12 protein-coding genes are annotated in these 20,321 nt (G+C 70.7%); 8 read left to right on the top strand and 4 right to left on the bottom strand.

Translation table 11 applies throughout. The features are described 5' to 3' along the window. Positions 1 to 222: 222 nt before the first annotated feature. Positions 223 to 1,053 (top strand): M23 family metallopeptidase, encoded by an 831-nt coding sequence (locus RM555_RS16450; RefSeq protein ID WP_311412570.1) that lies wholly within the window; start codon positions 223 to 225, stop codon positions 1,051 to 1,053. Here the strand turns inward: RM555_RS16450 and RM555_RS16445 are convergent. Both RM555_RS16445 and RM555_RS16440 read right to left on the bottom strand, forming a co-directional pair. After that, a complete protein-coding gene (locus tag RM555_RS16445; protein WP_311412569.1) occupies positions 1,025 to 1,462 on the bottom strand; it encodes a beta/alpha barrel domain-containing protein in 438 nt (145 codons plus the stop codon). The genes RM555_RS16450 and RM555_RS16445 overlap by 29 nt on opposite strands. 158 nt (positions 1,463 to 1,620) lie before the next feature. Beyond that, positions 1,621 to 2,085 carry a DUF1801 domain-containing protein gene (locus RM555_RS16440; protein WP_311412568.1) on the bottom strand — a complete coding sequence of 155 codons (465 nt, stop codon included), beginning with the start codon at positions 2,083 to 2,085 and terminating at the stop codon, positions 1,621 to 1,623. Positions 2,086 to 2,296: 211 nt separating this feature from the next. Between RM555_RS16440 and RM555_RS16435 the strand changes: the two genes are divergently transcribed. After that, positions 2,297 to 3,076: a transposase family protein gene (locus tag RM555_RS16435; RefSeq protein ID WP_311412567.1), complete on the top strand. Its 780-nt coding sequence runs from the start codon at positions 2,297 to 2,299 to the stop codon at positions 3,074 to 3,076. Positions 3,077 to 3,105: 29 nt separating this feature from the next. Here RM555_RS16435 and RM555_RS16430 read toward each other — a convergent pair whose 3' ends face one another. Beyond that, positions 3,106 to 3,828: a hypothetical protein gene (locus RM555_RS16430; protein WP_311412566.1), complete on the bottom strand. Its 723-nt coding sequence runs from the start codon at positions 3,826 to 3,828 to the stop codon at positions 3,106 to 3,108. Positions 3,829 to 4,340: 512 nt separating this feature from the next. On the opposite strand from RM555_RS16430, the gene RM555_RS16425 reads away from it, so the two are divergent. Next, complete coding sequence (locus tag RM555_RS16425; protein WP_311412565.1) at positions 4,341 to 4,946, top strand: YdeI/OmpD-associated family protein; 606 nt, start codon at positions 4,341 to 4,343, stop codon at positions 4,944 to 4,946. Then, positions 4,834 to 5,538 (top strand): LysR substrate-binding domain-containing protein, encoded by a 705-nt coding sequence (locus tag RM555_RS16420; protein WP_311412564.1) that lies wholly within the window; start codon positions 4,834 to 4,836, stop codon positions 5,536 to 5,538. The genes RM555_RS16425 and RM555_RS16420 overlap by 113 nt, the downstream gene beginning before the upstream one ends. Here RM555_RS16420 and RM555_RS16415 read toward each other — a convergent pair. Next, positions 5,519 to 5,755 (bottom strand): hypothetical protein, encoded by a 237-nt coding sequence (locus RM555_RS16415; RefSeq protein ID WP_311412563.1) that lies wholly within the window; start codon positions 5,753 to 5,755, stop codon positions 5,519 to 5,521. The genes RM555_RS16420 and RM555_RS16415 overlap by 20 nt on opposite strands. Positions 5,756 to 6,424: 669 nt before the next feature. On the opposite strand from RM555_RS16415, the gene RM555_RS16410 reads away from it, so the two are divergent. The 4 genes from RM555_RS16410 (at position 6,425) to RM555_RS16395 (ending at position 20,305) form a co-directional block, all read left to right on the top strand. Next, on the top strand, positions 6,425 to 7,849 hold the full coding sequence (locus RM555_RS16410; protein WP_311412562.1) for an argininosuccinate lyase: 1,425 nt from the start codon (positions 6,425 to 6,427) through the stop codon (positions 7,847 to 7,849). A gap of 92 nt (positions 7,850 to 7,941) precedes the next feature. Beyond that, positions 7,942 to 10,242, top strand: a complete 2,301-nt coding sequence (locus tag RM555_RS16405) for a pyridoxal-phosphate dependent enzyme (protein WP_311412561.1) — start codon at positions 7,942 to 7,944, stop codon at positions 10,240 to 10,242. A gap of 9 nt (positions 10,243 to 10,251) precedes the next feature. Then, entirely contained in the window at positions 10,252 to 13,611 is a 3,360-nt protein-coding gene (locus RM555_RS16400) for a fatty acyl-AMP ligase (RefSeq protein WP_311412560.1), read from the top strand. 10 nt (positions 13,612 to 13,621) lie between these two features. Next, positions 13,622 to 20,305, top strand: a complete 6,684-nt coding sequence (locus RM555_RS16395; protein ID WP_311412559.1) for a non-ribosomal peptide synthetase — start codon at positions 13,622 to 13,624, stop codon at positions 20,303 to 20,305. Positions 20,306 to 20,321: the final 16 nt, after the last annotated feature.

The raw sequence follows: 20,321 nt of genomic DNA, 5'->3' as shown, positions 1-20,321 counted from the left end.
CCTCCGATTCGGCAGACCACGCAGGAGGCACCCGACCAGTTCTCCACCAGATGGGGCGTGGAACCGGCAATGGTGATCTTCCTCGAAGCGACCTACGCGCAACGTGACCTACGACGACGCACGCCCTGGCCTGGCTACGTCACGGAGAGGGCTCGCGCGATGCCCCAAAGCGATCGTAGGGAAATCCTTGCCCTTCAACGGAAGTAGCCTTACGTTGCATCGATGATCCTCAGCGGGGAGCCTCGCCCTGACCCTCCTCAGAATGTCAGCCACGGCGATCTGCGGCCCGAGGATCTCGGTGGCATCGCCTATCTGCGGGGACTTTCGAGACGGGGATTCATCACAGGCGCCGCGTTGGCGGCATCCGGGGTGTCGGCCGCCTTTGCTCTGCTGCCCGGCTCCGCTCAGGCTGCCGGCAGCTATCAGAGGCCGTGCGGGAACGTCCGGATCTCAAGCTCGTGGCAGGACCACCGGAACCGGACGCCGCCCTCGGGTGAGCCGGGCACCGACTATGCGGTCGGAATCGGTACCCCCGTCAAGGCCGCGGCGAACGGCACGATCCGTTACGTGAAGACCGACACCTCCACCGCGACCGGGCGCGTCGTGGGGATGGCCCACGATGATGGCAATTACACCCGGCACCTGCACCTGTCGACGATCGCCGTCTCGACCGGGCAACGTGTGTCGCGAGGCCAGACGATCGCGTACTCCGGCGCCTCGGCGCACGGCAGCGACCGCGGTGTCGGGCCGCATGTGCATACGAGTCTCTGGCTGAACACCGGCAGTCCGACGAATTTCCGCGCGACGGTGGATTTCGAGAACTACGTCGGAGACGTCGCCAACCCGAACCCACCCGACCAGGAGGTAGATGAAGTGTTCATCGCGAATGTCAAGGGCAACTGGTACCTCGTAGTTCCCCAGGGCACCGGTAAGCCGCGGGCGGTGGTCCTTGGTGGCGACAGCAATGCCTCCGCTTCCGGCCTCCCCGTTCTGAACTTCAGCTGGGATCCGTCGATCAACGCACTCAGGGCCGCGGTCGACGGCATCGGTTGACGCCGTGCTGATCTGCCGCGATGCCGAGGGCCTCGGTAAGTTCGACGATTCCGTCTCCGAACGGACCCGGGCGCTCCTCTAGTGCGCTCGCGAGTTGATCGGGGCTGGCGACGAGGCCCGCCTTCTCGGCCCGGCGCAGCAGTCCGGCGGCGGCCTGGCTGTCGAGCGGCTCGAATCTGTCGTCGTCGACGAGGGCCCGGACGATCTTCTCGTTGAGGTGGAACTCGACGGCCTCGCCGGCGGGGTCGGCCGCCGTGGCGAAGGCACAGTCGCTGTCGAAGACCGATAGCACGATGGCCGGTGCCGTCGTCTCCAGCGTGAGGTCGGTGGCCAGGTCGTCGGGCGAGGTGCCGTCGACCGGGCGGAGGAACCCGATCCGCCAACCGTCGGCGCGGAGGTTGTCGGTCACGGCCACGAACAGGCGTCGGCCGCATGGGGAGCCGCCGTCTGCTGGACGACGAGGACGCAGTCAGGCGGCTCGCCGAAGTTCGCGCGGTCTGAGCAGCCGAGTCGAAGAGAAGGCGGCAGGGGCGACCGCCACGATCGTCCGACCGTGGGCCGGCCCGCTCACGACTGCTGCGTTCCCGCTGCGCGCCGTACGATGTCGCCGAGCTGCTCCCACGCCTGCTCCGTTGGTTCGGTGAGCGCGTACGAGGTCGGCCAGAACCCGCCCTCCTCGTCGAGGGCCGCCCGTGTGCTCACCCCGAACGTCGAGTAGCGCTCCTTGTCCATCTGCCCGCTGCGGAAGAAGACCACGACCTTCCCGTCCCTGGCGTACCCGGGCTGGCCGTAGTACAGCTTGGGGGCGAGGTCCGGCGCGACGGTCGTGACGATCGCGTGCACACGCTCCGCCATTTCCCGGTCTCCGTCGGGCATCTGCGCGATCTTCGCGAGCAGTTCCGCTTCTTCGGCGGCGGCCTTCTCCGCACCCTTCGTGCGTCTGGCCCCGGCTCTCAACTCCGCCGCACGCTCCTTCATCGCGGCCCGCTCCTGCGTGGAAAACCCTCCTACGGCTGCGTCCTTTTTCGTCATCGTCGTTTCTCCTCGACGTCGTATGGCTCGTGTGCCGTCCACGCTATCGGCGGTGCGTTCGGCATCACTTCTCTATTCCTGATCAGTGAGCCTTTTCCAAGCTCATCTTGCAGCTCAGGATGGGTGTGGCAGGCCCGGTGATCGATGGGTGCGAGGCTCCAGGTAGGACAGCTGTCGACCAAGACTCGAAGCCCCGACCGGGAGCCTCGCCATGCTGTCCTACCCCGCCACGATTCCGTTGTCCAGCCGCACCCTGAACCACCTCGCCGAACGCATCCGCGGCCACCGCAAGCAGCGCCGATCCCGGTGGCGACGCCTCGACCCCGGCCGGCAGGCGCTGCTGGCTCTCGCTCACCTGCGCAACGGCGACACCTACACCCGACTCGCGGCCGGCTTCCGGATCGGCGTCGCCACCGCTTGGCGCTACGTGCAGGAAGCAATAGCCCTGCTCAGGTCGGCAGCCGACGGCCTGGCCACCGCCATCCAACGGATCCGCCGACTGGCGTACGCAATCCTGGACGGCACCCTGATTACGATCGACCGGGTCGCCGACCAGCGGCCGTACTACTCCGGGAAACACAAGCGCCACGGCGTGAACGTGCAGGTGATCGCGGATGCCGCTGGCCGACTTGTCTGGGCTTCGCCAGCGCTGCCCGGTGCGGTCCACGACCTGACCGCAGCCCGAACCAACGGCATCATCGACGCGTTGACCAGGGCAGACGTGATGACCTTCGCCGATAAGGGCTACCAAGGAGCCCGCGGCAGCCTCCGCACCCCGTTCAAGCGGCGCCGCTTCCGACCGAAGCTGTCACGCCGGCAGAGGGCCGTCAACCGCGCCCACGCAAAGATCCGCGCCCGCGGCGAACGCGCGATCGCCACCCTCAAGACGTGGAAGATCCTGAACAAGCTGCGCTGCTGCCCCCGGCGAGCCACCCCGATCGTGCAGGCCATCCTCGTCCTGCACCACGTCGAGGCGAACCGTTGGCCGTAACAGAGCCGAGCAAACGGGAGCCAGAACGTTCAGCGAAATCGGTCGACGGTAACGGGGATCAGTCCCTGCTGCCGCATCTGCGTCGTCAGACCGCGCAGCAGCACGCCGACCGCCTCGTCATGTTCCCCCACCAGATCGCACGTCACGTCCAGCCCCCACGCGGCACCTGCGGCCACCCGCCGCAGATCCCAGCGGAAGGCGTCGCCGGCAACCTGGCGACGCACCGCACCCAAAACGCGCACCTCGGGATCCGCGAGGTCGCCGGTGACCGGCATCTGCCACGCCTCGCTCAGTGCCGCAAGGGCGTCCTGGGTCAACTCATCGGCGAAGAGAATCCTATAGACGCGCGTCTCGCGAAATCCCGACCTGGCCTCGGGACCGCTCAGCCGCAAGGCACACGGTGCCTGCGCGGGAAGGCCACCGAAGCACGCCCGGAGCTCAGGCTCGTCCGGCAGATCGGCACCGCAGAGATCCCAGTAGAACGCCGCCGCCGCTGCCCGGCCCACGGGCGTCACTCGGGCCCGCAGCGCGGCGTCGACGCGTAAGCGCCGACTGGTGGACGAAGCATCGCGCCACTGGCCCTCCTCTCGACTCCAGCCGCCGCTCACCAGCCCCGCCGAGGAGTAGTCCGCCGCGAGCAGGAACTCCTCAACCAGCAGGCCCTCCGGCCCGCCGGCGCCGTCGTGAACTACGTAGTAGTGCAGTGCAGGTGAGCTGTCTGCCGCTTGCCGCGCAACAAAGGTCTTCGTCACCCGTCTATTTTCTGCCACGACGTCACACGCGGCCATGCACGGCTCGCCGGAGGCCCAAGGCTGGAGCCAGTGAACTCGCCCCTGCACGTTGTGCTCCCCAATTCCGCCGCAAGCCGACAGTGATCGCCAGCCACCTGCGCCGCCAGGATGGAAAAGGCTCAGTGCAGGTGAGCTGTCTGCCGCTTGCCGCGCAACAAAGGTCTTCGTCACCCGTCTATTTTCTGCCACGACGTCACACGCGGCCATGCACGGCTCGCCGGAGGCCCAAGGCTGGAGCCAGTGAACTCGCCCCTGCACGTTGTGCTCCCCAATTCCGCCGCAAGCCGACAGTGATCGCCAGCCACCTGCGCCGCCAGGATGGAAAAGGCTCAGTCACGCCAGCTCTTCTCCCGCAGGCTCTCCGGCAGAATGAGGACAGGTTGTGCCCGACCTGTGGCGTCCACGGCAGCCCGACGAGCAGGGCCGTCCCACAGGATGAGGCTGTGGCCACGGCGCAGCGATAGCCTGCCGTCATGGTGAGCGCCGAATTGGATGAGTTGATCGTCGTGGACGCCGAGGCGCTGCGCGCGTGGTTGTCGGCCAACCATGCCACGTCGCCCGGTGTCTGGCTCGCCCTGACCAGGAAGGGCGGCACGGTCACGACGCTGACCTGGCAGCAGGCGGTCGACGAGGCCCTGTGTTTCGGCTGGATCGACGGGCAGGCCCGTAAACGGGATCAGGAGACCTCCTGGATCCGGTTCACCCCGCGCAGGCCCCGCAGTTCCTGGTCGCAACGCAACGTCGCCCACGTGGCACGCCTGGAGGCGCAGGGGCGGATGCTGCCCTCCGGTCGCGCTGCTGTGGAAGCCGCGAAGGCGGACGGGCGGTGGGCGGCCGCCTACGCCCCGCCGTCGGAAGCCGAGGTGCCGGACGACCTCCTCGCCGCTATCGCTGCCGATCCCGCCGCCCAGGCCATGTTCGACGTACTCACCAAAACCAACCGGTTCGCTCTCATCCACCGCGTCAATGGGGTCAAACGGGCGCAGACCCGGGAGCGGAAGATCGGCGAGTTCGTTGCCATGCTGGCGCGTCACGAGACGATCTACCCGCAGAAGGCCAAGCCGCCGCACTCGCCGTGATCGGCATTGTCATGCCGATGCGGCGGTCCCGGCGCCGACGACGTGCACTCGTGATCGGGATTTCTGCCTCAGCCCTGTACCGGGAAGTTGGCGCGGAACATGTGGTGCGGGTCGTGGCGGCGACCTCGCCCTGGCCACCTTCCCCGTGGACGAGCCCGACATCGGCACCGGCCCGGTCCTGGTGTCCGAGGCGCGGTTCCTGGCCGTGCCGGTCGGGCACCCCTTCGCCGGTCGCGACGCTGTTTCGGTCGAGGACCTGGCCGATGTCACCATGCTGCAACTGCCCGACACCCTGCCGTCATCCCTGCGCGCCGACCGCACCCCGCACGCCACCCCGGCCGGGCGACCCATCAGCGCCGGGCTCCCCGGCGCGACGTTCCACGAGATCCTCACGCACGTCGGTGCCGGACTCGGCGTCTTTCCTTACGGCGACAACGCCAGGCGCTACTACGCCCGCCCCGACGTCGCGTACGTGCATCTCCGCGACGCGCAACCCCTGCGGTGGGGACTGCTCTGGCGCGCCGACGGCGCCACTGCCCGCGTCCGCGCCTTTGCGGAGGTCGCCCAGGCGCTCACTTCCGAGGACCGATGAGAGGGCGTTCACCGGCGATGGCCGCATCGTTCAGGCAGGCCGAGGCTGCCTCGGCAGCCGGATCGACCACCACCAGCCCGCCGGCGGCCGGGAAGCGGTCGCTGAAGGCGATGGCGAAGGCGTTCGACGCGGGCTCCAGCGTCGCCGTCCGGGAGGCCGGAATGCATGACCGCCCGGACGGTCGGTAGTCGCGGGGGATACTTCCAGTCAGCGTCATCGACGGAGCCTGGAGTTCCGCTTGAAGGGGCCACGTGCAGGCAGGCGCTGTCCCGCGTCGGCTGACGAGGGGGCGGGGTCGACCAAATCCCCTGAGACGCTACGAGTTTCCACGCGCCAATGGCGCTCGTTGGTCCTGGCCGTGAGCCTGCCAGCAGTATCGATGGCCGTGGGTGGCCCCGGACGAGGGAAAAGCTCCCACCATCGTCAGGGTGCCCAGGCGGGTGCTTCGGAGCCGGGTCTGGGAAGAACAAATGCGACCTGTACCAGACATAGCGCGCGAAATGCAGTCCCTTGCGAGGCATGAGGCACGCGGCTAATCTCGCCCCATCGAAGACCGCGTATTGGCGCGAACTGCCGATTCACGCTCCGTTGCCTGCACGATGTCGTAGTCGCTCCACGGGGGAGTTGGTTCCATGTCTGCTGACGGCAAGCGTCGAATGCGTCCAGCGCCGCCGATCGCGCCTTCCTTGTGAATCGTCGCACCCACCTCAGGTGACTGTCCTTCATTCGAGGCGGTCCGATCCGCAGGCGATGTCACGCGCCCCAGGGTGCGGATTCGGGTTGCAGTCCGGCCGTGCAACTCCGTAACGGGGGTCTTCAGTTGCAACTCGTTCCCCAGGGCTCCGCCCTGATGTCAGGACGGTTGTCCAGCGGTCCGTCCCGTCAGGTGCATGATGAAATCCTCCGACCGCAGTTCGACTTCGACATGACCCACCTGCTTCCCCACTATCTCGCTGTGGAAGCGGTTCTCCTGCTCGAGTACGAGCGGATGGGGGTCATCACCGGCGATCAACGACGAGACATCGCGGACAAGCTTGGCAGGATCGACGAGTCCACGCTCAGCGCCGACCCCGCCACCAACATGTCCGACACGTCGATGGCCATCGAGCAGTGGGTGCATGGTCAGTTGACCGAGCCGGTCCCGACCTGGCACGTCGACCGCAGTCGTAACGACTCTCAGGCGACCGCACACGCTCTCGCGGCACGCGAGTGGCTCGGTGGGGCGGCGGATGACCTGCTGGGCCTCGGTGAGGCTGTCCATCGGCTCGCCGACGGCACGACCGATCTGCTGATGCCGGGATACACCCACCTCCAGGCGGCCCAGGTGATCACCCCCGGCTTCTACCTGGCCGCCCTCTCCCAGCAGATTCTGCACAACCTGCGCCGCTGGCTCGCCACCTACGACGGCAACGACCTCTCGCCGCTCGGCGCGGGCTCGATGGCCGGCCAGCAGCTGCCCTGGGACCGTCACCGCATGGCGCACCTGCTCGGCTTCGCGGGACCGGTTCCGCACGCCCTGACCGCCGTGGCGTCCCGGTCGCTGGCCGTGGAGATGATGGCGGAATTCTCCATTCTGGGTGCCGAGCTGAGCCGCTTCGTCACCGACCTCATGACCTGGGGCAGCAACGAGTACGCCTTCATCGACCTGCCCGACGAGCTTTCCGGCATTTCTGCGGCGATGCCGCAGAAGAAGAACTTCCCGATCCTGGAACGGATCCGCGGAAAGCTGGCGCATCTCGGCGCCTTCGGTGTGGACATCGTCCTCGCCCAACGCTCGACGCCCTATTCCAACATGGTGGAGGTGTCCAAGGAGGCGACCGCGAACCTCCATGTCTCCGTCTCCACCACGCGGACGGCCCTGCGGCTCTTCTCGACCGTCGTCGACAACCTGCGTTTCCGGTCCGACCGGATGCGGGAGGCCTGCCGGCGGGAGTATCTGGGCGCGTTCGCACTGGCGAACGACCTTACCCTCAACGACGGGATCCCCTGGCGCGACGCCCAGATCGTCGTCGGGCAGTACATCGCCGCCGCCATTTCGTCCGACATCCCGCCCCATCCCGGAGACCCCGGGCTGTTGGTCGAGGTCGCCGGCCGGCACGGATACCAGGTCTCCGACGCCGCACGCGTGCTCGCCGACGCCTTCGACATCGAGAAGGCAATTCGTGGAAAGCGGTCGACGGGCTCGGTCAATCCGCAGGCGTTGGCCGACCTGCTCGCCAGCCAGGCGGACGAGTTCCGGCTCCTCCGGCAGCAGTGGGACGACCGTCGTGAACGGCGAGGTTCCGCTCGGGCACTGCTCGGGCGTCGATGAGCGTCGAATCGGGGAAGAATGACGATCTTTAGCGGAGCAGCCCGGGTGGGCGCGAGCGACGTCGGCACCCACGGACGATCGGGGGCCAGCGCGTGATCTTCCAGAACGTCGTCGACGCCATCGGGCACACGCCGTTGATCAGGCTGAGAATGGATGTCGACCCGCGCGTCGAGGTGTACGCCAAACTCGAACTCCAGAACCTCTTCGCGATGAAGGACCGGGTCGCCCGCTACGTGATCCTCGAGGCCAGACGGCTGGGCGTGCTCCGACCGGGTGCGCCGATCGTCGAGAGTTCCTCCGGCACGATGGCGCTGGGAGTCGCCCTCGTCGGCACCGCCCTGGGCCATCCGGTGCACGTCGTCACCGACCCCCGGATCGACCCCGTGACCCTCGCCAAGCTGCGCGCCCTGGGCTGCCAGGTGCACGTCGTCGACCGGATGTCCAGCCAGGGCTGGCAGGGTGCCCGCCTCGAACGGCTGCACGAGCTCCTCGAAGCCCTGCCGGGTGCGTTCTTTCCCGAGCAGTACCGGAATCCGGACAACCCGGGTGCGTACCGGTCCCTGGCCGGGGAGCTGCTGGGGGACCTCACCTCCTTCGACGTCCTGGTCGGGGCGGTCGGCACCGGTGGATCGCTGTGCGGCTCGGCCCGGGCGCTGCGACGCGCGCTGCCCGAGCTGCGGGTGGTGGGGGTGGACTGCGTGGGCAGCGTGCTGTTCGGTCAGCCGGACGTGCCCACCAGGTTGCAGGGCGGACTCGGCAACAGCCTCGAGCCCGCCAACCTGGACCGTCGCCAGATCGACGAGGTGCACTGGCTCAACGACCGGGAGGCGTTCGGTGCCACCCGTGACCTGGCCCGCGAGCAGCAGATCTTCGGCGGCAACACGTCGGGCTCGGTCTACCAGGTGTTGAAGGACGTGGCTCGCCGGGCGGAGCCGGGGACCCGGATCGTCGGCATCTTCCCCGATCGCGGCGACCGGTACGCGCAGACCGTCTACGACGACGGATGGGCCGCCGACCGCCTGGACGAGATGGACGCGGCGGACCGGCCGCGTCCGATCAGCCCCGGCGAGGTCGCCGTGAGCTGGTCGCGGACGGACGACGTCCCGCGTACGGACGGCGAGCGGCACCTGTTGTTCCTGGAGGCGAACACGAGCGGGACCGGCGTGCTCGCCCTGAGCGTCGCACGACGGATGGGGCTGCGTCCGGTGCTGCTCACCGACCGTCCCGACCGCTACCCGGGGCTCGCCGACACCGACTGCGAGGTCATCGTCTGCGAGACTCACGACCTGCCGGCCCTGCGCTCGCTCATCCAGGGCAGGTTCCGTCGTGAACAGCTCGCCGGGGTGACTACGACGAGCGACTTCTACACCGTGCTCGCCGCCGAGCTGGCCGACTGGCTGGGACTGCCGGGTAACCCGCCGGCAGCCGTGGCCGCCTGTCGGAACAAGGCCCTGCTGCGGGAGGCACTGCGGGACAGCGGGATCCGGCAACCCCGCTTCGTCGCGGTGACGGACCCGGCGCGGGCCGCTGCCGCGGTGCGCGAGGTCGGACTGCCGTGCGTGGTCAAGCCCGCGGACGACTCCGGCTCGAACGCCGTGCTGCTCTGCGCCACCGTCGAGGAGGCGACCGCGCACGTGGCGGCGGTCCTGGCGATGCGCGTCAACGTCCGGGGCATGCCGACCGCCCGCTGCGCGCTGGTCGAGGAGTACGTGCGGGGTGCCGAGTTCAGCGTCGAGGTGTTCGGCGAGAGCACCGGGAACCGCTGTCTCGGGATCACCGAGAAGCAGGTGACCGGTGGGCCGTACTTCGCGGAGCTCGGTCACGTCTTCCCCGCGGACCTGCCGGCGGACCAGGCGACCGAGATGGTGGATGCCGTCCTGCGGGCGCTCGCCACGGTCGGGATGTCACACGGGGCGACCCACACCGAGGTACGCCTCACGCCGTCCGGCCCGGCCATCATCGAGATCAATCCCCGCCCGGCCGGCGGGATGATCCCCGAGCTCTACCGCCTCGCCACCGGCTCGGACCTGCTCGCCGCGCAGCTGGCCGCGGCCGTCGGGGGACCGACCCGGCTCTCCTCGACCACGCACGGGTACGCCGCGATCGAGTTCCTGGTGGCTCCCCGACCCGGGACGCTCCGGGGTACCGCGGCCGGGGCGGAGATCGAGCACCTCGACGGCGTCGAACAGGTGGCCGTGACGGCGTCCCCCGGCACGTCCGTGCGGCCACCGCGAAACGGCTACGACCGCCTGGGGCACGTCATCGCCACGGGCTCCAGCAGAGCGGAGGTCGTCCGCCGGATCCGCGCCGCCGTGGACCAGGTCCAGCTGCTGGTCGACGAGGACAGCCCGGACGCCGTCAGCGACGAAGCGTCCCTGGCCCCGGTCCACTGAGCGACGACCATGACGCACACCTCGCTCATCGCGGCCCTGTCGGCCTGGGCGGACACCCGGGCCGACGACCCCGCGCTGACCTTCGTCGACAGTGCCGGGGCGACGACCACCACCACGTACGGGCAGCTCGACGAGGGCGCTCGTACCGTGGCCGGCCACCTGCGGTCGATCGCCGAACCCGGCGACCGGGCGCTGCTGCTCTTCCCACCCGGTCTCGACTACGTCACGGCCTTCCTCGGCTGCCTCTACGCCAACGTGGTCGCGGTGCCGCTCTACCCGCCGGGCCCGAACGCGCGCCTCGACCGCGTCACCACCGTCGTGCGCGACTGCGGAGCCACCCACGCGCTGACCACCGCGAAGCTGGTCGAAGCGCTGTCGGGGCTGGCGGCCGAGCCGGGCGGACCGGCGGTGCACCCGATCGAGGCGGTGCGGGCGCAGGCCGCTCCGGTGGGCCCCCACCGGCCGGCGCCGGGCGACCTCGCCTTCCTCCAGTACACCTCCGGATCGACGGGCGATCCCAAGGGGGTCATGGTCGGCCACGGCAACCTCACCGACAACCACCGGGCCATCGCGGCCGGCTTCGGGATCACCACCGACGACGTGGTGCTCAGCTGGCTGCCGATGTACCACGACATGGGTCTCATCGGCACCACGTTGCTGCCGCTGTTCGTGGGCGTACCGGCGATCCTGCTCGACACGTTCGCGTTCGTCCGCAATCCGCTGCGGTGGCCGGCGGAGGTGTCCCGGTTCAGGGCGACCCTCTCCGGTGGACCCAACTTCGCCTACCAGCTCCTGGCGGACCGCTTCGACGCCGGGCTGCTCGACGGGATCGACCTCAGCTCGTGGCGGATCGCCTTCAACGGCGCGGAGCCGGTGGACGGGCGGACGATGGACGCGTTCTCCGCCGCGTACGCGCCGCTCGGGTTCGACCGCCGGGCGTTCTATCCGTGCTACGGCCTGGCGGAGGCGACACTCTTCGTCAGCGGCCCCGAGGCGTCGACCGGCTACCGCGCCGGCACCTTCGACCGGCACGCCCTCGAGACGGGCCGGCTGACGGGGGCGACCGGAGCAGCGGGGACGGACCCGGTCACGCTGGTCTCCTGCGGCACCCCGCCACCGGGTACGGCGGTCGCCGTGCGCCGCGCCGACGGCGCACCCTGCGCGGCGGGCGAGGTGGGCGAGATCTGCGTGAGCTCCGGCGGGGTGGCCGCCGGGTACTGGGGCAGGTCCGACTCCGCCGCGACGTTCGCCGCCACCGTCGGCGGCCGGCAGGGGACGTTCCTGCGTACCGGGGACCTCGGCGCGATGCACGACGGCGAACTCTACGTCGCGGGGCGCCAGAAGGATCTGATCATCCGCGCGGGCCGCAACTACCACCCGCACGACATCGAGGCCGTCGCCACCGCGGGCGACGCGCACCTGCGCCAGGGCGGCGCCGCGGCGTTCCAGCCGGAGACCGGTGACCAGCGGGTGGTGCTGGTGGTCGAGGCCTCCCGCAGCGGGCTGGCGCGGCTGCTCGCGGACCCCGCGCTGCTCGCGTCGTTGACCGGTGGGCTGCGGCGTCGGGTGGCCACCGAGTGCGGGTTGGACCTCGACGACGTGGTCGTCGTCATGCCCGGCGCGATACCGAAGACCTCCAGCGGGAAGGTCCGCCGGCGGGCCACCAGGGAGCAGTTCGTCGGCGGGCGGCTCAAGCTCGTCGTGCCGGCGGTCCCGTCCGTGGCGCCCGGGCGGGCCGCCGCCGACACCCACCCCGGCGACCGGTCCCTTGCGGTGGAACAGCTCGTCCGGCGGTACGCGAACCTCGAAGGGACCGAGTGGGACGCGTCGCTGCCGCTGGCGGCGCTGGGACTCGGTTCGCTGCGTCTGATCGAACTCAAGGCGGCGGTCGAGCGGTTGGTGGACGGCACCCTGGACGCCGAGCTGTTCTTCGGCGACCGGTCGGTGGCCGAGCTGGTCGCCGCCGCCGCGAGCCCCGGCCCGGCCGCCGTGCCGCTGCCGGCGGAGACCGGCGCGGTGAGCCCCGCCTCGGCCGGCCAGGTGGAGCTGCACTTCTACGACGAGGTGTCCCGCGGCAACCGGGCGAACAACCTGGCGATCGCCCTGCGCCTCTCCGGCCGCGTCGACGAGGACCTGCTGCGGGCCGCGATCGACGAGGCCGTCGCGCGGCACCCCGCGCTGCGTACGACCCTCGGACCGCTCGGATCCGGCGTCCAGAACGTGCATGGGCAGGGCACGGTCGACTGGGAGTGCCGGGCCTTCCCGGACGGCCCCGACGAGGCGGTACGGGCCTACCTGCACGAGCGGGCCTACCGCCCCTTCGACCTGGTGAAGGGCCCGTTGGTGCGGGTGGGGGTGGCGTACCCGCCGGACGGCACGGTGCTTCTCGTGGCGTGTCATCACGCGGTCGTCGACCACTGGTCGCTCCAGCTCCTGCTCGCCGAGATCCTGCCCCGGATCACGGGCGGCGACGCCCCACCGGCCACGGCGGGACCGGGCGCGGCGGACGCCACCGACTGGGCCCGGCTGCAGCAGCAGGCGCGACGCGATCCCGACCGGCGTGACCGGGTCACGGCCCTGGCGGAGAAGTGGCGGCCACTGCGTGACCTCGTACTCTTTCCGCAACGGCCTGCTGGCGGCGGGTCTGCACGCCGACGGCCGGACCCGGACCGGCACCGGGCCGGCTGGCTCGACTTCGAGGCCGACCCGGACGTCGTACGGGCCCTCCACCGGCACGCGGCGCGGCGCGGCTTCACCCCGTTCGTCTCCCTGCTGGCCGCCTACGTCCAAGCCCTGCACGAGGTGACCGGGGAGCCGCGGATCGTGGTCGGCGCACCGCACCACGGGCGCACCGACCAGCGCTTCGCCGGCACCGTCGGCTACCTGGTCAACATGGTGCCCGTCCTCGGTGACCTGACCGACCGGCCCGATCCGTCGGCACTCGAGGAACGCCTGTGGCGGGAACTGCGGGCGGCACTGTCGACGGCGGACGTTCCCTTCAGCGACCTGGTCCGGGCACTCGCCGCGGACCGGCACGGCCAGAATCCGCTCTTCCAGGCGACGCTGACGCTCCAGCAGCCGGTGGACGGCGGCGACGTCGGACTGTCCGTGCCCTGGAGCCGACGGCGGCGACGGATCGGTTCCCACGACGTCGAGACGGTCGACGTGCCGCCCGTGGACGTCGCCTTCGCGACGAGCCTCTACGGCGCCCTCGACGCGGGCGGACTCGCGTTCCGCCTCGTCCATCAACGCAATCTCGTGTCGGCGGAGACGGCAGCCGAGGTGTGCCGGCGGTTCTCCGAGAACCTCGCCCGGTTGGTCCGACGGCCGTCCACAGCACTCGCCCACGACCCGGTTCGACTCAGCTAAGGCGGAGATGATGACTGCTTCCGATGGTGCCGTCGGTAATCTGGTGGAGTCGTTCGACGAGGTCGTCCGCGCTCACCCGGACAGCGTCGCGGTGTGCTGCGGAGACCGGCGGATGTCGTACGCCGAGGTGGCCGCCCGCTCGACGGCGCTCGCCGCGGCGATCAGGGCGCGGGTCGACGACCCGTCGCGTCCGGTGCTGCTGCTCCTGCCGCGTTCGGTGGACATGGTGGTCGCGAGCCTGGCGGTGCTGTGGGTGGGCGCGGCGTACGTGCCGGTCGATCCGTCCACCCCCGCCGCCCGGCTGAGGCTGATCGTGGCCGACGCGACGCCCTCGGTGGTGGTGACGACTCCCGAGCTGGCGCAGCTGCTGCCGCCCGACATCCCGGTGCTGGGGCCGCAGGACGCCGCGGAGGACCACGGCGACGACACCGGCGGGCCGTGCCCCGCGGCGTGGGACACCCGCGCCTACGTGATCTACACCTCGGGCACCACCGGGCGGCCGAAGGGCGTGGAGGTCAGCCACGGCAACGTGCTGCGCCTGATCCGGGCCACCCGGCCGCAGTTCGGCTTCGGCGCCGGGGACGTCTGGACGATGTTCCATTCGTTCGCCTTCGACTTCTCCGTCTGGGAGATGTGGGGCGCGCTGCTGTCCGGCGGCCGGCTGGTCGTCGTGGGACAGGACGTCGCGCGGGACCCGGTGGCCTTCCGCGCGTTGCTCGCCGACGAACGGGTGACGATGCTCAGCCAGACGCCCACCGCCTTCAACAGCCTGGTGGCGCACGAGGTCTCCCAGCCCGACAGGCTGCCGCTGAAGTGGGTGGTCTTCGGCGGCGAGGCGCTGCGCTTCGGTGACCTCCGGCCCTGGGTGGACAGGTACGGCGACCAGCAGCCGCAGCTAATCAACATGTACGGCATCACGGAGACGACGGTCCACTCCTCGTACCGCAGGGTCCTGGCGGCCGACCTGACGAGCACGGCCAGCCTCATCGGTCGTCCGCTGGCGGACCTCGACTTCCTGCTCGGGGACGAGCAGGGCCGGCCGGTGGACCCGGGCCGGACCGGCGAGATCATCGTGACCGGACCGGGGGTGGCGATCGGATACCTGGGCCAGCCCGGAGCGACCGCTGAGCGGTTCCTCGACCTGACCGTCGACGGCAGGCCCGTGCGGGGATACCGGTCCGGTGACCTCGCGCGGCTGACCCCCGACGGGGAGTACGAGTACCTGGGGCGGGCCGACGACCAGGTCAAGATCCGTGGGCACCGGGTCGAGCTCGGGGAGATCCACGCGGCGCTGACCGCGGTACCCGGCGTCGGGCAGGTCGCGGTGACGGTCCGTCGGGCGCGGCCGCAGCGCAATCCGGTGGTGAAGCAGGAGGCGGTGTCCGGGCGGATCTCCTCGGTCCGCAGTCTCGTCCGGGCCGGTCAGGCGGCGGCGGGCGGCGGCAGCAACCGGACGCAGATCGTCGCGTACGTGACCCACGACCCCGGCTGCGAGCTGGGGGATGTTCCGGAACTGCTGCGGGCGAGCCTGCCGTCGTACATGCTCCCGGCGTTCGTCGTCCCGGTGCCGGAGATCCCCCTGAACGCCAACGGGAAGGTCGACTTCACGCTCCTGCCCGCACCGACCCCGGCCAACCAGCTCCGGGCGCCGATGGCCACGGAGGCGGTCGCCGACGCTTCGACGGCGACGGTGGAGCGGGCGATCTGCGCGCTGTTCGAGGAGGTGCTCGGCGTCGAGGGGGTGGGACCCGACGACTCCTTCTTCGGCATCGGCGGGGACTCCATCATCGCCGTGCAGCTGCGTGCGGCGGCGGCGAACCGCGGGATGACGCTGGACCTGGCCGACATCTACGAGCTGAAAACGCCCCGTGCGCTGGCCGCGTACGCGGTCACCACGGACGAGTCGGTCGACCCGCCGGTCGCGCCGTTCAGCCTCATCGATCCGGCGGACCGGGCGCACCTGCCGGCCGACGCGGTCGACGCCTACCCGTTGGCCACCCTCCAGGCCGGCGTGCTCTTCCACAGCGCGTACGCCGAGGGCGTCAACATGTACTGCGACATCTTCATGTTCCGGTTGCGCGCCAGGTTCGACCACGACGCCATGAGCCGCGCGCTCGCGCGGGTGACCGAGCGCCACGAGATCCTGCGGACGTCGTTCCACCTGTCCGGCTTCTCGCAACCGCTCCAGGTCGTCCACGCGCGGGCCCGGACCCCGCTGAACGTGACGGACCTGAGCCGGTTCGACGAGGACCGGCAGCTGGCCGAGTTCGAGGCCTGGCAACGCCGGGAGATGAGCAACCCGTACGACTGGGCGCAGCCGCCACTGGTCCGGTTCACGGCGCACCTGCTCGGCCCGGACGAGTTCATGTTCTCCATGAGCTTCCACGACACGATGTTCGACGGGTGGAGCGAGACGTCACTGCTCGCGGAGATCCTCGTCGACTACTGGCAGGACCTGCAGGGCATCGCGTCGCACGACCGTGCCCTGCCCGTCCGCCGGTACGCCGACTTCATCGCCGAGGAACAGGCCGTGCTCCGCGACGAGGCGGTCCGGGAGTTCTGGCGGCGGGAGCTGGCCGACGTCGAGCCGAGCCTGCTGCCCCGCCTGGCCCGGGGCTCCGGCGCCGTCCACGAGGGGCGGATGGGCTTCCTCAGCGTGGACCTCCCGGCGGAACTCTCCGACCGCCTGCACCAGCTCGCCGCCGCCTGCGGGGTGTCGGTCAAACACGTGGTGATGGCCGTCCACTCGCGGGTGGTGATGGCGCTCACGGGACGCGACGACGTCGTGCTCGGCGTCGCCGCCAACGGGCGGGTCGAGGAGGAGGGCGGCACAGAGGTCATCGGCCTGCACCTCAACCTCGTACCCTTCCGGCTCCGGCCGCGGGGTCGCACCTGGCGCGACCTGATCGCGGCGGCCAGCGACAAGGAGCGGGAGCTGCTGCCGGTACGGCGCTTCCCGCACGCCGAGATGCTCCGTCTCGCCGGCGTGCCCGAGCTGACCGACATCATGTTCAACTACACCCACTTCCACGGCTACGAACGGCTCGCCCACGCCACGGGCATCGAGGTGGTCGACGGCTTCGGCTACATCCAGACGAACTTCACCCTGCGGGCCGAGTTCAACAAGGATCCGTTCAGTCGACTGCTCACGCTCGACCTCGAAGCGAACATGGAGCGGATCTCGGAGGACCAGCTCCACGAGGTGGCGGACATCTTCCTGCGGGCGCTGACCAGCGTCGTCGACCAGCCAGACGACGAGCCGACGCAGGTCGCGCTGCTCGGTGAGCAGCGGTACCGGGCGTTGGTGGAGATCTCACGCGGGCCGGTCGAGCCGGCGACGGCCACGGGCTTCCTCGAACGGATGGCCCATTCGGTGCGGACGTTCCCCGACGAGGTGGCCGCCGTCTGCCGCGGCCGCGAGATTACCTACCGGGAGCTCGCCGCGCACGTCGAGCGGGCGGCCGGATGGCTGCGTGACCGGCAGGTGGGCCACGGCACCGTGGTCGGCCTGGCCAGCGGCCGGAACATCGACTACCTCGTCGTCACCCTCGCCATCCTCCGCCTCGGCGCGGTGTACCTGCCGCTGCCGCAGGGCCCGGCCGCACGCGTCGCCCGCATGGTCCAACGGGCGGAGGCGAGGCTGGTGGTGTGCGACAAGACGCACCGCGCCGCGTTGGCCGCGATCGGTGAGGTCGAGCTGGCCGATCTGGCGGACGTCCTCGCCGCCGCCGGCACGCCGGTCGCGCTCGGCCCCGCACCGGGCGGTCGGGACAGCGCGTACATCCTCTTCACCTCGGGATCCACGGGCGACCCCAAGGGTGCCCTGATCCGGCACGACGGCATGCTCAACCACATCGACGCCAAGATCCAGCAACTGGACCTGCGGCCCGGCGACCGGCTGGCCCAGGACGCCGCCGCCACCTTCGACATCTCCGTCTGGCAGTTCCTCGCACCGCTCGCCGTCGGCGCCACGACCGTGATCTACCCGGACGAGATCGGTCAGGACGCGGCGTCGCTGCTGCGGGCCGTGGCCGAGGACGGGGTCACCGTGCTGGAGGTGACGCCCTCCGTGCTCAACATCATGTGCGCCGAACTCGCGTTCTACGGCGTCGACGCGTTCCCCCCGTTCCGCCTGCGCTGGGTCGCCTCGCAGGCGGAGACGCTGACCCCGCAGTCCGCCAACACGTTCCGCCGGCTGCTGCCCGGGGTGGGGCTGCTGAACATGTGGGGGGCGACCGAGACGTCCGACGACGTCCTGCACCACCTCGTCGCGGCGGACGTCGACGAGCGGGACGCCTCCGTCCCCCTCGGCCGGCCCGCGCGCAACACCGCCCTGTACGTGCTGGACGGCGGCCGGGAGCCGGTGCCCACCGGCACGCCGGGCGAGCTGTACGCCGGTGGCGTCTGCGTCGGCGGCGGCTACGTCAACGACCCCGACCGGACCGCCGCGGTCTTCGTCAGCGACCCCTTCGCCGGCGACGGGGACGGCGTCATGTACCGGACCGGTGACCGCGGCCGCCGGCTGGCTGACGGCTCGGTGGAGTTCCTCGGCCGGATCGACAACCAGCTCAAGATCAGAGGGAACCGGGTCGAACTGGACGAGGTCGGCCGCGCCCTCGCCGGCGTCGAGGGCGTCCAGGAGAGCGTGGTGATCGTCCGGCAGTCCGCCGACGGCGGCAAGCAACTCGCCGGGTTCTTCGTACCGGAGGTGGTCTCCGGCGGCGCCGGCGGTGCGACCGAGGGCTCCCTGGTCCGCCGGGACCTGCGGCCCGAGGAGGTGCGCTCCGGGCTCAGCCAGGTCCTGCCCCGCAACGCCATCCCGGACTTCCTCGTCCGCGTCGACCAGTTGCCGCGGACGAGCCACGGCAAGGTCGACACCCGCGCGCTGGCGGCGACGGCCCTGTCCCCGGTCGACGAACCGACCGGGGACAGCCCCGCCCCGATGACCCCGACGGAGGAGGCCGTCGCCGAGATCTGGGCCTCCGTGCTCCCCGGTCGCCGGCCCGGGCCCCAGGTCAGCTTCTTCGATCTGGGCGGGCACTCCCTGCACGCGACGCAGGTCCTCGCCCGGCTGGGGGACCGCCTCGGGGTCCGCCTGCCGATCCGGGAGCTGTTCGAGAACCCGACGCTACGGGGTTTCGCCGCCCGGGTCGAGGCGGCGCTGACCGACGACCGGGAATCGGAGGTATCGGTCCCGGCGAGGCCCGCCGGCCTGCGGGAGTTCCCGCTGTCCATGGCGCAGTCGAGCCTCTGGTACCTCGACCAGCTCGACTCCGACGGCGCCTACACCGACGGGTACCTCCTACATCTGCGTGGTGACCTCGACGTGATCGCGCTGCGGGCGGCCGTCGACCGGCTCGTCGCGCGGCACGAGGTGTTGTCCAGCCGGATCGTCGAACGCGACGGCGTGCCGTTGCTGGTCGTGGACCCCGACGCGAAGCCGCACCTGCGGGTCCGGGAGGCCACCGACGCGGCGGTCGCGGAGGGGGACACCGAGGCGATGCTGGAGTACGTCCGGCAGCGGGCGACGCGGCGCATCGACCTCGGCGGCGTGCTGACCCGGGCCACCCTGTACCGCTTCGCCGACCGGGAGCACGTGCTCGAATGGACGAGCCACCACGTGGTCACGGACGGCTGGTCCAACGAGCTGATCCTGCGGGAGATCGCGGAGTCGTACGCGGCCCACCGGGCGGGACGGGAGGCGGACCTGCCCCCGCTGCCGATCCAGTACGGCGACTACTCCCGCTGGCAGCAGGACCACCTCGAATCGGCGCCGGCCCGACGCGACGGCGACTTCTGGCGGTCCTACCTGAAGGGCTACGACGGGGAACTCGCCCTCGCGACCGACCTGGAGCGGACCGAGGACCGTACGCGGACCGCGGGCCGGCGCCGCCGGGAGTGGGACGAGACCTTCTCCGCCGAGGTCAGGGCGTTCGCGCAGCAGCACCACGTGACCCTCTTCATGGTCGTGCACGCCGTCAGCGCGGTGCTGATGGCGAAGCTCGCCCAGCAGTCGGACGTGGTGATCGGCGCGGCCGTCGCCGGTCGGCACCCGGCGGAGACGAGGGACCTCGTCGGCTTCTTCGCCAACACCGTGCCGTTCCGCTACCAGGTCGACCCGGAGCACAGCGCGCGGGCCGTCGTCGCATCGGTCCGGGACAGCGCCCTGAACGCCCTGGACCACCAGAGCCTGCCGTTGCAGAAGATCGTGGACCTCGTGGGAGCACCCCGTCGACCCGGGGTAAACCCCCTGGTGCAGGTCGTGGTCTCCGTCGCCCGGTCGATGCACGGTGTCGCCGCGCTGCCGGGCCTGGACACGAGCGTGACCCCGCTGGGCGCGCAGACGAGCCGCTTCGACCTGTTGCTGCACTTCACCGACGAGGACCGGATCGGGCTGACCATCGAGTACGACCGGTCGCTGTTCACCCCGGAGGCCGTCGACCGGCTCGCCGGGGCGGCCGACCGGCTGCTGAGGTTCTTCCTGGGCAGCCCGGACCGGCCGGTGGAGGAGGCGACGCTCGTCGACGACGGGGACCGCGGGGCGCTCGGGGAGATCTGGCGGGAGGTGAGCGGCCAGTCCCTGGAGATCGACCACCGCGCGACGGCGACGCTCATCGACTCCCCGCACTGGGGCGCGTACGTGTCGCGGGTCGAAGCGGCAGGGCTGATCGTCCCGCTGGTGCTCGCCCTGTGAGGACCGGCGGGACGAG

Source organism: Micromonospora reichwaldensis, assembly GCF_031845925.1.
Classification (GTDB): domain Bacteria; phylum Actinomycetota; class Actinomycetes; order Mycobacteriales; family Micromonosporaceae; genus Micromonospora; species Micromonospora reichwaldensis.
Note: the sequence above shows the minus strand (reverse complement) of the source record. Positions and strands in the feature narration are given on the sequence as shown.

Excerpts from the sequence above, each read along its gene's own strand:
- RM555_RS16450 (WP_311412570.1), top strand. The coding sequence starts at position 223 with ATGATCCTCAGCGGGGAGCCTCGCCCTGACCCTCCTCAGAATGTCAGC.
- RM555_RS16440 (WP_311412568.1), bottom strand. The coding sequence starts at position 2,085 with ATGACGAAAAAGGACGCAGCCGTAGGAGGGTTTTCCACGCAGGAGCGG.
- RM555_RS16435 (WP_311412567.1), top strand. The coding sequence starts at position 2,297 with ATGCTGTCCTACCCCGCCACGATTCCGTTGTCCAGCCGCACCCTGAAC.
- RM555_RS16425 (WP_311412565.1), top strand. The coding sequence starts at position 4,341 with ATGGTGAGCGCCGAATTGGATGAGTTGATCGTCGTGGACGCCGAGGCG.
- RM555_RS16420 (WP_311412564.1), top strand. The coding sequence starts at position 4,834 with ATGGGGTCAAACGGGCGCAGACCCGGGAGCGGAAGATCGGCGAGTTCG.
- RM555_RS16415 (WP_311412563.1), bottom strand. The coding sequence starts at position 5,755 with ATGACGCTGACTGGAAGTATCCCCCGCGACTACCGACCGTCCGGGCGG.
- RM555_RS16400 (WP_311412560.1), top strand. The coding sequence starts at position 10,252 with ATGACGCACACCTCGCTCATCGCGGCCCTGTCGGCCTGGGCGGACACC.
- RM555_RS16395 (WP_311412559.1), top strand. The coding sequence starts at position 13,622 with ATGACTGCTTCCGATGGTGCCGTCGGTAATCTGGTGGAGTCGTTCGAC.